The sequence below is a fragment of the Reinekea sp. genome (genome assembly GCF_982785585.1).
In genome coordinates, this window is sequence record NZ_CEYAVF010000003.1 from 55016 (window position 1) to 69170 (window position 14155).

Below are 14155 nucleotides of genomic sequence, written 5' to 3' on the forward strand. Positions count from 1 at the left end.
TAAATTCCCTATAAGTCCGATGTATTGTAGACAAAATAATAAAAAACGACCTGCTACAGGAAAGATAGCCTATGAGTACTTACGCAACAGAGCATCAGTTAGCCCGCGTTCAGGCGGATCAATTTTGGTTAACCCAAGCACGTCAGCTGGCGTGGCATACGCTGCCCAGTTTGGGGTTAACCACTCAGGCTGATGGCCAGCAGCGCTGGTTTGCCGACGGTCAACTCAACACCGCCTATCTGGCTGTAGATGCCCATGTCGACGCGGGTCGAGGCGAGCAGCTTGCCCTGATTTACGATTCACCCTTGGCCGGTCGGGTGCAAAAATTCACCTATAACGACTTGCTGGAAGAGGTACGTCGGTGCGCCGGCCTGTTGCGTCAGCTCGGGGTTGAGAAGGGCGATCGGGTGGTGATCTATATGCCGATGATTCCCCAGGCTACCATTGCGATGCTGGCCTGTGCCCGCCTCGGTGCAATCCACTCGGTAGTCTTCGGCGGCTTTGCCGCTAATGAGCTCGCTGTGCGCATCGACGATGCCCAACCGAAAGTGGTGCTGGCAGCGACCTGTGGCCTTGAGGTTAACAAGATCGTGCAGTATCAACCCTTGCTGCGCAGCGCCTTACAGTTGGCCGAACACCAGCCCGAGCAGGTGGTGGTTTGGGAGCGACCCGAGCAACCGATCACCGAAGCCGACTTTGTCCGCTGGCAGGATCTGCTTGTCGTAGCCGAGCCGGCCGACTGCGTTGTGCTCCAGGCAACCGATCCGCTCTATATCCTTTATACCTCCGGCACCACTGGCCAGCCCAAGGGGGTTGTGCGCGATCACGGCGGACACGCCGTTGCGCTGCACTATTCGATGGCGGCGCTCTATGATACGGCGCCTGGCGAGGTCTTTTGGGCGGCATCGGATGTCGGCTGGGTGGTCGGTCATTCCTATATTGTCTATGCCCCCCTATTGCGCGGTTGTACCACCCTGATGTACGAGGGCAAACCGGTCGGTACGCCCGACGCCGGTGCATTCTGGCGGGTGGTGCAAGACCACCGGGTCAAGGTGCTGTTTGCCGCACCGACGGCGTTTCGGGCCATCCGCAAGACCGATCCGGACGGCGTCCTGATCAAGGACTACGATCTGTCCTCCTTGGCGACCATCTTTATGGCCGGTGAACGACTCGACCCGCCGACGCTGGCCTGGACTGAACAGCACAGCCAAAAGCCAGTCATCGACCATTGGTGGCAAACCGAAACCGGCTGGGCGATCACCGGTAATCCGCTCGGCTTAGAACGCTTCCCGACCAAGGCCGGCAGTTCCTGCAAGCCGATGCCGGGCTTCAATGTTGAAATTCTCGATGGCGAAGGACGCATCTGCGCACCCGGTGTACAGGGCTATATCGCCTTGCAACTGCCGTTGCCGCCCGGGTGTCTGACCACCATCTGGCGCAATCAGGCGCGCTTCGAATCGGCCTACCTAAAGCAGTTTACCGGCTTCTATGCCTCCGGTGATGGCGGTTACAAAGACGAGGACGGCTACATCTTCGTGATGGGGCGGATTGACGATGTGATCAATGTGGCCGGCCATCGCCTGTCGACCGGCGAACTGGAGGCGGTCCTGGGCGGTCATGAGATGGTCGCCGAGTGCGCCGTGATCGGTGTGGCAGACGATCTCAAGGGGCAGATACCGCTCGGATTTGCCGTCCTCAAGGATGGTGTCTACCCAGACTTGGATGACTTGGAGCGGGCCCTGGTCGCCAAGGTGCGCAATGAGGTAGGTGCCATCGCCTGCCTCAAGCAAGTGATGATCGTCGATCGATTGCCGAAGACCCGCTCGGGTAAAATTTTGCGCGCGACCATGCGTAAGATGGCCGATGGGGAAGACTACCAGATTCCGTCAACCATTGAAGATCCGGCGGCACTGGATGAAATTCAGCAGCACTTCCGCTAGGCAATTCGCGCCGGTATCCTGTGTCGATGAGGTCGGGCTCTAAGGGCCCCAGTCAATCGAATATCGCACCCGGGTTGAACAGGTTGTCGGGGTCGAAGGTCTTTTTCAGCTGACGCATCAGATCTATTTCCAGCGGCGTGCGGCTATATTGCAAGTAGGCTTTTTTCTGGAAGCCGATGCCATGCTCGGCGGACACAGAACCCTGACAGGAGGCCAACGGCTGGTAGACCAGTTCGTTAATGGTGCTGCGCTGCCGATCCGATAAATCTGGCCCTATATGAATAAAGAGGTGCAGGTTGCCATCACCGAGATGGCCAAAGACAATCACCTTAGCCTCGGGCCAGTGGGCGCGGATCGCCTCCGTTAGGTTGTCGACATAGGCCTCCATAGCATCAATCGGCAGGCTGACATCATAGCCTATATAGGGCGCCAGCCCGGTGGTTAAACACTCTATATCATCGCGAATGGCCCACAGGGCCTGTTGCTGAGCCATCGAGCTGGCGATCACGGCATCGATAATCAGCTCTTGTTCCAGTAAGGTTTCCAAAGCCGAGAGGAAAATGTCCTTTTCCAGATCGTGATAATTTGCCGCCTGAATCAACACATAATAAGGATAGTCCAGGCTCAGCGGTGCTTTGTGTGTCTGTTCTTGGTCGATGACAAAGCGCAAATGTTCTTGCCACATCACTTCGAAGGCCGACAGACGCCCACCCAGTTGGGCATCGAGGTTGCGCAACAAGGCCGTGAGTGATTGAAAGTCGGGCACCGCGACCAGCGCCGTGGAATAGCTGCTGTGTTGAGCGCGCAAGCGCAAGGATAGGCGGGTGATGATGCCCAGGGTGCCTTCACTGCCGATAAACAGCTGCTTGAGATCATAGCCGGTATTGTTCTTCAACAAGGGCCGCAGATTGCTAACTATCTCGCCCGTGGCCAGCACCACTTCCAGACCGAGAATTTGCTCACGCGACATGCCATAACGCAGCACCTCGTTACCACCTGCATTGGTCGCGGCCATGCCGCCGAGAGTGCAGCTGCCGCGGGCGCCTAAGTCGACCGGGTAATGCAGGTCATTACTTTCGGCAAAGGCCTGCAGCGCCTGTAAGGGCACACCGGCTTGAACGATGACGGTGCGGTTATCGACATTGATAGCCTCGATCTGGTTTAAGCGCTCCAATGAAAGCCCAATCTGTTCGGCCGAGGGCACCGCCCCTTCAACGAACCCGGTCATGCCGCCCAAGGGCACGATGCTGATTCCGGCCGCGCAACAGAGTTTGACCACCGCAGCGACCTCCTCGGTTGAACCGGGCCGCACGATGGCACCGGCGCGCATCGGAGCCGGATCAAACCAGCTGATCGGCCGAGCAGAGACATCGGCACCGGTTAACACCTGGCGGGCTCCGAGTAATTCTATAAGTTGGTTTAACAGTGTTTGCATACGGTATTCAGTGTATGGAGGCGGACAAACACTATGCCACAGGAGTAGTCGGAATTCATCTCGGACCCTAGCCGTTTTATGGCTCGACAAGGTTTACCTAATTGTCTTCTAACGGGTCTAATACTAATGGATGAACGCACACAGATGTTTATTTAGGGTGTATGCTTGTCAAATGAAAAAGGTAACTAGTAGACAATTGATTGGCATCTTAGTCGGGGCAGCCTTGGGCGAGAGCGACGCCAAGGCAATCGGTGCTTCTTTAGCAGCACCGTGCCCTTGGCGACGAGCGCAAGCTCGATGGATGTGCAGATGCCCGTGATGGATGATTTTGACGCGATGCGTCGGATTCGCCAGGAGCCTGCCGCTGTGGCTATTGCCCAGATCGCGGCCGATGCGGGCGTGGATCTGAACGCAGCGCTGGAGCGACTCGGTGGTTTGCAAGATGTATATCGCAATGCGCTCGCAGCCTTTGTCGTCGATCTGCTTGTCATGCCTAGCCAGTTGAGCGCTTATGCGCAAAATCTGCAGCACAATAACAGCCGGGATGACGCCCGTCGCTTGATGCATACGGTGAAGGGGTTGGCGGCAACCATCGGCGCAACGGCCTTGTCGACGGCTGCCGCCAGTGGCGAACAGGCCATGGGTAACAGCCCAGATGAACAACAGGTGGTGCTTATCTGCGATCAGGTTGGCACCGTCATTACGCGTGCCTTGCCCGGTCTACAGGCCCTCTCGGCAGTGGTCTGACAATTTTGAATCCCAGGCGTTAAGCAGCACCTATCGAGCCCTGCAAAGCCGTCAATCGAGATTGGTGCACATCAGTAATGCGCACCTTCAGTACGCCCCGACTTGTTCCGCCAGGACAACAATCCGTGCCTACAACGACCCCCACAGGGTATTAAAAATCACCTGATGGGTATTGGCGATGGTCGGCGACTTAATCACCACTGCGGTCGGCAGATCACCATCGCTGAGCGAAATCAGCGCGACCTTGGGCGGATAGATGGCGATATAGGAGCCGGCGTTGTCCGAGGATTTTTCATCGATCCATTTCCGATCGGCCAACGGGGCCTCCTCGCCGCCTTCCCCGATGGCGATCACGCGCACCTTGATATCGAGCTTAACCCGTTGACGGGTATAGTTGGGAAAGGGTCGGTACAGGTGTTTACGGATCGCCTTGGCCGAATAAACGCAGTAGGTGCGGTCTTTGTGCTCACTGACCGTGGAGAGAATGTCTTTCAGCACCAATTCAATGCCGTCATCCCCCTCGTAATAGTGCACATCAGCATTACCGGTGACCGGCTGTAGGTGCGACAGCTGGGGAATGACCTTGTCCTCCAGAGCTTCCATGGCCTCGGTCACCTGGGCCTGATGCTTTAGCGCCAGTTCACGCAATCGAGACGGTGGCTCGGCGCTGAAATGATGCCGCTTACCCTTGGGGAAAAAGCTCACCACGCCCTTCGGTTGCATGCGTTTAAGCAATTCATGGGTGGTGCCGCGATTAATGCCGGCACGATCGGCGATATCGCGTATCGAGGCCGGGCCCGACTCGAGCAGGGCCAGATAGATCCGCGTTTCGCGCGGCTCTAAACCGAAGACACGCAGCACTTCGGCGGTATTCACGCTGGCTCCTGCCCTGGGGTCGGCTTAGGAATCGCGGCGCGCGGCGCAAAGGCGAACACATCGCTGATCATCTGATCGGCCCGGAAGCCATGTTCGCTCAGGGTATCCAAGAGGTTGTAGACCATTTCCGGCGAACCGCAGGTCAGTGCCTGGCATTGGCCAACATCGGCGTGGTCGGCCAGGATGCTCTGGACCAGCATCTGGTGTTTATCGTCCCAATGACTGTGTTCGGAGATAAGCGCGGCGATGTGCACATGGGGGTATTGGTCGGCCCATTGCTCAGCCTTATCCAGCATATAGAGTTGATTGAGCCGGTAACTGGTCCAATAGATAAAGATCGGTCGCTTGGCCTGACGCTGCAACTGGTCTTCCACCACCGCCTTGACTTGACTGAAGCCGGTACCGGAGGCGACTAGTAATAAGGGCGCCGATGAAGCGGGCAGAGCACTCAGAACACAGCTGCCGGCTGCGGCCGCCAATTGCACCGAGCCCTGTTGGCGCAAGTGGTTGATAAGCCGCGTATTGGTCTCGGAGTCACCCTGGACATGCAATTCCACACACGCCATATGGGGTGCCGAACCGATGGTGAAATACAGATGCTCGAAACCCGGAATTCGTAACTCGGTATATTGGCCGGCCTCGAACGGATAGGGTTCGATCGGCTTGAGCAGAACTTGCCAGACGTCGCCACTCAGGGCCTTGATATCGTGAACCGTGGCGAGGGTTAGGGGGGCGGTCAAAAGCATTATCTCCAATTTTAAGGGTTAGGGTTGGGCCAGTATACGCATCGGTTGTGTTAGAACCAAAGCGCGCCAGGCCGATCTATTTCGTGTCGCTCCGCCTGGCCGGTGGTGAAGCCGCGCTAGAGGTTCAGTTCCGCCAGTAGGGCGGTCATTTTCGCGCTGATCAGCGGATCTTTGACGATCGGCCGGCCCCATTCCCGATTGGTTTCACCGGGCCACTTGTTGGTCGCATCGAGTCCCATCTTAGATCCCAGACCCGAGATGGGGCTGGCAAAGTCGAGATAGTCGATCGGGGTGTGCTCGATCAGGGTAGTGTCGCGCACCGGATCCATGCGGGTACTGATCGCCCACATCACATCTTGCCAGTCGCGTGGATTAACGTCTTCATCGACTACGATGAGAATCTTGGTGTACATGAATTGGCGCAAGAACGACCAAGTACCCATCATGACGCGCTTCGCATGGCCAGCATATTGCTTCTTCATACTTATTACGGCAATACGATAGGAACAGCCTTCCGGGGGCAGATAAAAATCGATAATTTCCGGGAACTGCTTCTGCAGAATCGGGATGAACACCTCATTTAGGGCGACGCCGAGGATCGCCGGCTCATCGGGCGGCCGGCCGGTATAGGTACTGTGATAAATAGGGTTATTCCGATGGGTCATGGTTTCCACAGTAAAGACTGGGAACTCACTGACCTCATTGTAATAGCCGGTGTGGTCACCATAAGGGCCCTCGGGGGCCGTTTCGCCCGGATAGATAAAGCCCTCCAAGATGATCTCGGCAGTCGCCGGCACCAGCAGATCGTGGCTGCGACACTTGACCAATTGGCTGCGGCTGTCGCGCAGCAGACCGGCGAAGGCATATTCCGATAGGGTGTCGGGCACCGGGGTCACTGCCGCGAGGATGGTGGCCGGGTCGGCCCCCAAGGCCACGGCAATCGGAAAAGGCTGGCCGGGATGCTTCTGCTGCCACGCTTGATAATCGAGTGCACCGCCGCGATGGGAGAGCCAGCGCATAATAAGTTTGTTCTTACCGATCACCTGTTGCCGATAGATACCCAGATTGGTGCGGCCACCATCCGGGCCCTGGGTGATAACCAATGGCCAGGTGATCAGCGGCGCGGCATCTTCGGGCCAGCAGGTCCACACCGGTAGCGTGCCCAGATCGACTTGGTCACCGGTCAGAATATTCTCTTGGCAGGGCCCGCTGCGCAGGGTTTTGGGGGCCATGCTGAGCACTTTTTTCAGCAGCGGCGCCTTCGACCAGGCATCCTTTAAGCCCTTGGGCGGTTCCGGCTCTTTCAGATAGGCCAATAGTTTGCCGATTTCGCGCAGATCTGCCAGGTTGTTAGCACCCATGCCCATCGCGACCCGTTCCGGTGTGCCGAAGAGGTTGCCGAGCACCGGCATGTCATAACCGATGGGGTTCTCAAACAGCAGCGCCGGACCTTTTTTGCGCAAGACCTGATCACACAACTCAGTCATTTCCAGATGCGGATCGACTGGATGGCTGATTCGAATCAGTTCGCCCCGCTGCTCGAGGCCGGCGATAAAGTCGCGTAAATCGGTGTATTTCATGAACGGGTTCTTATGGTTAGGGGTTCGGGCAGCATGGCCAGGCGACGAGCCATTGGCTAGAGCTGTTTGAGGCTGATAAAGAGCGACTCTCGGCTGGCGTTTTGGGCCTTCAGCCGGTCCAGGTAGCTCTGCCACAGCAGCTCTTGCTGATCGCCAAGATGGCGCAAATAGGTCCAATCGTACAGGCCGCTGTCGTGGCCGTCATCGAAAATAATCTTGATGGCGTAACGGCCGGTGGCTTCAATGCCGGAGATGGCAACGGCCTTTTTGCCTACCTGCAGTACCTGCTGACCCACGCCATGGCCGCGTACCTCGGCCGAGGGCGAATGCACTCGTAAAAATTCGGCCGACAGGCGATGCTCGACCCGGTCGGGCCACTGTAGATTTAGGGTTTGGCTGGCGCGGTGATAATCGATTTTGAGCGGCGCAGTGTGCATAGCAGTACTTTTTGAACGAATACGATAGCCATTATCAGCAATCGGCCGCGGAAGTCTAATCTTTCCCCTGCTTTTTCGTCCTGCTTGCTAATCGGGAATTTGATTGCGCAGCAGCACCAGTTCGTCGATGTTGAGCCGGAGAATATCGACCAGGTCGGGATCGAACTTAATGCCACTCTGATTAACGATATAGGCCAAGATCGCCTCGTTATGCCACGGCTCCTTATAGCTGCGTTGTGACCCTAGGGCATCAAAGACATCGGCCATGGCCATAATCCGAGCCTCCATGGGGATCTTATCGCCGACCAGGCCATCAGGGTAACCACTGCCATCCCAATTTTCATGATGCCAGCGCGCCAGGCGGGCGCCTAAGCAGGCTACCGGCAGCTTGGATTGCTCCAAAATCTGGCCCCCGATGGCGGCATGAGTTTGCATAATAGCCCATTCATCCGAGGTGAACTTGCCCGGTTTGTGCAGGATGGCTTCGGAAATGGCTATTTTGCCGATGTCGTGCAGGGGTGCGGCAATCTTAATGGCTTCAATAAACTCTCTGGGCAGCGCCAACTGCTGGGCAAAAAACTCACAGATCAGCGCGACCCGTTTGACATGACTGCCGGTCTCCAGGCTACGCGCCTCGATGGCATCACCGACTATATACATTAGCTCCTTCTGATTGCTGGCGAGCTGGTTTTGGCGCATCAGGTTTTCAAAGATTAGCACCAGTTGGCTGGCATAGAGCTCGATCAAGCCGGCTCGAAAATGACTCTCATCAGCCGGATATTCGACCCATAAGACCACCGCGGCATCCTGACCGGTGGCGAAATAACCGACAAAGTCTTGTGCGCTAGCGACGGTGCTTTGATCGCTAAAGGTTTGTTCAATGCGTGCGCGAATCGCCTCAGGGAGACCCTCTAGGCCGCTGCTCACGCATTGTTGCGCGCCATTGCCACAACTGAGCAGGGTGTCGATTGATTCGGCAAATAAGCTGTGCTGACGTCGTGCCAGATAGAGCGTTGAACGCTCCAGTTGTAAAATGCTCAATAACCCTTGCAGGGCGGAGCTGGCCATGAGATCCAAACTATCGAGTTTGAGCAGACCGGCGGAGGTATCGATCAATTGTCGAAACGCGGCCAATTGGCTACCGATGGTGGTGATATCCTTATAACCGCGCACAGCATTGAATACGCAGGTAGCCAAGCCTTGAGCGGTCAGCTCGGTCTTGGATTTGTAGTCATTGATATCATAGTTGCGGATAACGTCCGACTCTGGTGCCATACCGGCTTGGCCGGTACGCAGAATGAGACGGATAGCGCCGTTCATCCGGTCGTTGCGAATCCACTCGACTAACTCCAGACCGGCATGGGGGGTCTCCATCACGACATCGACAAAGGCTAAACAGTATTGGGTGTCCGACTCCAGCATGAGCCGGGCTTCGGCTGCTGAAAAAGCCGAGTGCAGCTTGACCGGCTGGCCGAACAGTTCCAGTCGGTTCAGGGTCAGCCGGGTGACATCGTGAACACTGGGTTCGTCGTCGACTATTAGAATGTGCCAAGGTTCGCAGGGCGGCTCACTGGTTAAGGGCGGTAGGGTATCGGCACTGAAAATCATGCGGGTCATCGGCTTGGGCATCGACTTATGGCGAGCCCTAACTAAAGCACAGATATGCGGTATTGCCAGCGCCAATTTGACTTAATGGTGCGCAGCACGGCGGGTTAAATCGACCGTGCTTCGCGCTGGTCGCTAGAGAATAAAGCGACTGAGATCTTCGTTTTGAGCCAGTTCACCGAGCGCGGCCTCGACAAAGGCGGCATCGATAGACTGCTTTTCGCCCGAGCGTTCACTGGCATCAAAGGATATGCCTTCAAACAACCGTTCCATGATGGTGTGTAGGCGTCGAGCTCCGATGTTCTCGGTGTTCTCATTGACCTGGTACGCCGTCCGGGCGATGGCTTCGATGGCATCGTCACTGAAATCCACCAAGAGATTTTCGGCCTGCATCAACGCGCTATACTGCTCGGTAATGCTGTAGTCCGGCTCGGTTAAAATACGCTTGAAGTCGTCCGGTGTCAGTGCCTGCAGATTCACTCGTATTGGTAATCGGCCCTGTAATTCGGGGATCAGATCGCTCGGTTTGGAAAAGTGAAAGGCACCACTGGCTATAAAGAGGATATGGTCGGTCTTTACCATGCCGTACTTGGTATTGACCGTACAGCCCTCTATGAGCGGTAACAGGTCGCGCTGCACGCCATCCCGGCTGACGTCACCGCCACCGCGATTGTCACTCTTGGCAATCTTGTCGATCTCATCGAGAAACACGATACCGTTTTGCTCCACCGCGTGCAGGGCCCGTTGGCGCAGCGTGTCCTCGTTGATCATCCGGCCGGCTTCTTCCTCGGTCAGCAGCTTAAGGGCTTCTTTGATCGGTACCTTGCGGGTCTTAGTTTTTTCCTTGCCCATATTGGAAAACATATTCTGCAACTGGCTGGTCATTTCTTCCATACCCGGTGGCGCCATAATTTCGACCCCCACCTTGGCTTCGGCCAGTTCTATCTCAATTTCCTTAGCGTCCAGTTCGCCTTCGCGTAGGCGTTTACGGAAGGTCTGTCGGGTCGCCGACGGTTGCGCTTTAGAGTCGTCATCGGTCGAACCGGTGCGCGCCGATGGTAAGAGTATATCGAGGATTCGGTCTTCGGCCGCATCCTCGGCACGCGGCCGGACGGCATGCAATTCATGGTCGCGAAACAGCTTGATGCCGGTTTCGACCAGGTCACGAATAATCGACTCGACATCGCGCCCGACATAGCCGACTTCGGTAAACTTGGTCGCCTCGACCTTGATAAAAGGCGCATTGGACAGCTTTGCCAAGCGCCGTGCAATTTCTGTTTTACCAACTCCGGTCGGGCCAATCATGAGAATGTTTTTCGGTGTGATTTCGTCGCGCATCCGCTCATCGAGTTGCATGCGCCGCCAGCGATTACGCAGCGCAATGGCCACGGCGCGTTTGGCGTCGTCCTGACCAATAATGTGTTTGTCCAGCTCATGGACGATTTCTCTGGGTGTCATTGTCGACATGCTAACCTCTTACCTAATAGGGCCCGCCGCGAGTGATGTGCCGCGTCGGGCGTGGTCCTTGCCGCGTTGGCAGGGGCCGGTGAACTGTTTTACAGCGTTTCGACAACCACCGAGTGGTTGGTGAAGACGCAAATATCTGCGGCTAAGGCCATGGACTTTTCGGCGATAGTTTTAGCGTCCAGATCGGTGTTTTCATAGAGCGCGCGGGCCGCCGCGAAGGCGTAGTTGCCGCCTGAACCGATGGCGATCACGCCATATTCCGGTTCCACCACATCGCCGGTGCCCGAAATAAGCAGAGACGTCTCGCCATCGGCGACCAACAGCAGGGCTTCCAGGCGCCGCAACGCCCGATCGGAACGCCATTCTTTGGCCAGCTCAACCGCCGCGCGGGTGAGATGGCCGCTGTGCTGCTGCAGGTGGGCCTCGAATTTTTCAAATAACGTAAAGGCATCGGCGGTGCCACCGGCAAAGCCGGCGATCACCTTGTTTTGATACAGGCGGCGCACCTTGCGGGCATTGCTTTTTAATACGGTATTTCCAAGAGATACTTGACCATCGCCGGCGATAACGACCTGGTCATTACGGCGGACCGCAACAATCGTTGTCATGAAGGGGTTGCCTATCATTGAATTCAACGATCTATGTGGGGACGTCGGCGCAAGTTTAAAAGGTAAGGGGCAAATTAAGCCATTGCTGGGCGCGCAGGCAGGGCGCTAAGCGATCACCCGGCGGTGGCAATGGAGACTGCTATTGGCTCTTGACCAGGACCTGATAGTTGAGTTTCGCGAGCGTGTCTTGGGCCTTGTTGAGCGAGGGGCGATGATCAAAGGGGCCGACCATAACACGGTGAAAGGTGCCTTTACCGGTCACTTCGACCGACTGTATTTCAGTATTGGGTAACCCATTTAATATAAGTTCCGCGCGCAACCGATCAGCGTCAGCCACCCGATTAAACGAGGCGACCTGAATAATCCAGTTTTTAGCGTCGGGCACCGCCACGGGCGCCGCCTTGCTGGAGCTGTCTTGGCTGGCAGCTGGGCCGCTCTGGGTCGGCACGGTCGGGGCTATCCGGTCGCCTGGCAGATCGATCGACACCTCATCGGTTTCCAATAATTGATAAAACTCGAAGGCCTGCTTGAGTGTCTCAGCCTTGGTCTTAATGTCCTCAATGCTTTCATATTCCGGGCTGACCGCCGTGGACTCAGGTGCGGCCAGCGGTTCGCGCAAGGCGATGGCCAGCTGTTTGCGCACGGCGTCGGCACCGCCCTTGTCGGCCGGTACTGCGTTTAAATAATATAAGAAAGCGCCAAAACCAAGGGCCACCGTCACGGTAAAGATCCACACCCAAGTTGGAATGGAACTGCCCTGAGGGGCCTTGGGTTTGTGGGCGAAATCGCGTGCCATCGGTTACTCCAGGTTACATTTTTTCAGGTGCGCTGACGCCTAACAGGTCTAGGCCATTGGCCAGGACTTGTGCAACGGCAGTGGACAAGACCAGGCGGGCGTTACGAATTTCATCGTCGGCTACCAACATCTTATGGTTGTTGTAGTAGCTGTGAAACAGGCCGGCCAGATCCCGTAAATAGTTGGCAATCATAGCAGGTTCGAGGGCTGTACCGGCGCTTTTTACAATGTCACTATAGCGCCGCAGCTGGGTCATTAATTCGCGTTCCGCTTCTTGATCGAGGCGGCTCAAGGCGGCCAGGCCATCGGCCTGGTTAAAGCTCAGTTGCTGGTCGACCAGCCGGTCGAGAACGCCAAATACGCGGGCATGAGCGTATTGAATATAATAGACCGGGTTGTCGTTATTTTTTGATCGAGCCAGATCGATATCAAAGGTGATCTGGGCATCACCTCGGCGCGACACCAAGAAATAGCGGGTCGCATCGCGGCCGACCTCATCGATCAGATCGCGCAACGTGACATAGCTGCCCGCTCGCTTGGAGAGTTTCACCTCTTCCCCACCGCGTACGACCATGACCATCTGATGCAGGTTATAATCGGGGTAGCCGGCCGGAATGCCAACCTGAAGGGCCTGTAAACCAGCGCGTACTCGGGTGACGGTGCTGTGATGGTCGGCACCTTGCTGATTGATAACTCGGTCGAAGCCACGTTCAAATTTATTTTTGTGATAGGCCACATCGGGGACAAAGTAGGTATAGCCGCCGTCTTTTTTGCGCATCACCCGATCTTTATCGTCACCGAAGTCGGTGGTCTTTAGCCACAGGGCGTCATCCTTTTCATAGGTGAAGCCGCTGGCAATCAATTTAGTCACGGTTTCCTCGACTAGACCGTCGGCATAGAGCGAGGATTCGAGAAAGTACACATCGAAGTCGACATCGAAGGCCTGCAAGTCCAGATCCTGTTCGCGGCGCAAATAGGCCACGGCGAACTGGCGTATGGCATCCAAATCGTCTGGATCGCCATTGGCGGTGACATTCTGGTCATCGGCAATCACTGTTTCACCGGCCAGATACGCACGGGCCACATCACTGATGTAATCGCCGCGATAACCATTTTCCGGCCAACCCTCTTGGTCTGGTGCGATATTGTGCACCCGGGCCGACACCGATAGGGCCAAATTTTGAATCTGGGCGCCGGCGTCATTGTAATAAAATTCTCGGGTGGGCTGCCAACCGTTGGCGGCCAAAACGCGACACAGCGAGTCGCCGACGGCGGCACCGCGACCGTGGCCGACATGCAATGGGCCGGTTGGGTTGGCGGAAACAAATTCGACCTGCACTCGACGTCCGTCACCGGAGTTGTTGGTGCCAAAGGCCGAACCTTGGGCCAAGACTTCGGCGACAATTTCCACGCTCGAGGCACCGGCCAAAAAGAAGTTAATAAAGCCCGGCCCGGCAATTTCGATCTTGCTGACCAGCGGTGTCTCGGGCAGCGCCGCAATCAAGGCGGTGGCCACGGCGCGCGGATTATTGCGGCACGCCTTGGCCAAAATAAGCGCCAGATTGCTGGTCAGATCACCATGGCTTTTGTCACGAGTATTATCGACCATGACCGCGATGGCCTGGTCACTCGGAATAAAACCGGTCGCTTTCAATTGTTCGGCAGCGGTGGCTAACAGTTGAGCAATCTGTTGCTTCATGAAAAAGTGTTCTCCGGAACGAGGAAATGGGCGGTAAAGCGCTGCGCATTATCCATATTTTCGGCCTCAGTAGCCAGCGTCCCGTATCGGCGAACGGAGGTTAGACTATCAGCGGATCGGCAGCGGAGTCTTGGTGGGTGGGCGCCATATTATTGACTTTATATTTGGGTATATTTGTCAATATTGTGCCGAATAAGCAAAATGACCGACCAAGTTGAT

12 protein-coding genes are annotated in these 14155 nt (G+C 56.2%); 2 read left to right on the forward strand and 10 right to left on the reverse strand.

The features are described 5' to 3' along the window. Positions 1–71 precede the first annotated feature (71 nt). Positions 72–1940, forward strand: a complete 1869-nt coding sequence (locus AC4FIC_RS02150; protein WP_100258199.1) for an AMP-binding protein — start codon at positions 72–74, stop codon at positions 1938–1940. Between the two features lie 52 nt (positions 1941–1992). On the opposite strand, the gene AC4FIC_RS02155 is transcribed toward AC4FIC_RS02150, so the two are convergent. Then, positions 1993–3375 carry an FAD-binding oxidoreductase gene (locus tag AC4FIC_RS02155; RefSeq protein WP_100258198.1) on the reverse strand — a complete coding sequence of 461 codons (1383 nt, stop codon included), beginning with the start codon at positions 3373–3375 and terminating at the stop codon, positions 1993–1995. 309 nt (positions 3376–3684) lie between these two features. Between AC4FIC_RS02155 and AC4FIC_RS02160 the strand changes: the two genes are divergently transcribed. Then, the gene (locus AC4FIC_RS02160; RefSeq protein ID WP_476194267.1) at positions 3685–4122 is read left to right on the forward strand and encodes an Hpt domain-containing protein; all 438 of its coding nucleotides are present in this window, start codon (positions 3685–3687) and stop codon (positions 4120–4122) included. Positions 4123–4251: 129 nt separating this feature from the next. Here the strand turns inward: AC4FIC_RS02160 and AC4FIC_RS02165 are convergent, their stop codons facing one another. From AC4FIC_RS02165 to argS, 9 genes are all read right to left on the reverse strand, one after another. Beyond that, positions 4252–4998, reverse strand: coding sequence for a TrmB family transcriptional regulator (locus tag AC4FIC_RS02165; RefSeq protein ID WP_100258196.1), 747 nt, complete (start codon positions 4996–4998; stop codon positions 4252–4254). Next, entirely contained in the window at positions 4995–5738 is a 744-nt protein-coding gene (locus tag AC4FIC_RS02170; protein WP_158524397.1) for a ferredoxin reductase domain-containing protein, read from the reverse strand. The genes AC4FIC_RS02165 and AC4FIC_RS02170 overlap by 4 nt, the downstream gene beginning before the upstream one ends. 122 nt (positions 5739–5860) lie before the next feature. After that, positions 5861–7324, reverse strand: a complete 1464-nt coding sequence (ubiD, locus tag AC4FIC_RS02175; RefSeq protein WP_100258194.1) for a 4-hydroxy-3-polyprenylbenzoate decarboxylase — start codon at positions 7322–7324, stop codon at positions 5861–5863. 56 nt (positions 7325–7380) lie between these two features. Next, a complete protein-coding gene (locus tag AC4FIC_RS02180) occupies positions 7381–7761 on the reverse strand; it encodes a gamma-butyrobetaine hydroxylase family protein (protein ID WP_100258193.1) in 381 nt (126 codons plus the stop codon). Between the two features lie 87 nt (positions 7762–7848). After that, complete coding sequence (locus tag AC4FIC_RS02185; RefSeq protein ID WP_100258800.1) at positions 7849–9378, reverse strand: HD domain-containing phosphohydrolase; 1530 nt, start codon at positions 9376–9378, stop codon at positions 7849–7851. A 123-nt stretch (positions 9379–9501) separates the two neighbouring features. Then, positions 9502–10833, reverse strand: a complete 1332-nt coding sequence (gene hslU, locus AC4FIC_RS02190) for an ATP-dependent protease ATPase subunit HslU (protein ID WP_100258192.1) — start codon at positions 10831–10833, stop codon at positions 9502–9504. Positions 10834–10922: 89 nt separating this feature from the next. After that, entirely contained in the window at positions 10923–11441 is a 519-nt protein-coding gene (gene hslV, locus AC4FIC_RS02195) for an ATP-dependent protease subunit HslV (protein WP_100258191.1), read from the reverse strand. A 139-nt stretch (positions 11442–11580) separates the two neighbouring features. Then, positions 11581–12237 (reverse strand): SPOR domain-containing protein, encoded by a 657-nt coding sequence (locus AC4FIC_RS02200; protein ID WP_100258190.1) that lies wholly within the window; start codon positions 12235–12237, stop codon positions 11581–11583. Between the two features lie 13 nt (positions 12238–12250). Then, entirely contained in the window at positions 12251–13936 is a 1686-nt protein-coding gene (gene argS / locus AC4FIC_RS02205; RefSeq protein WP_100258189.1) for an arginine--tRNA ligase, read from the reverse strand. Between the last annotated feature and the right edge of the window lie 219 nt (positions 13937–14155).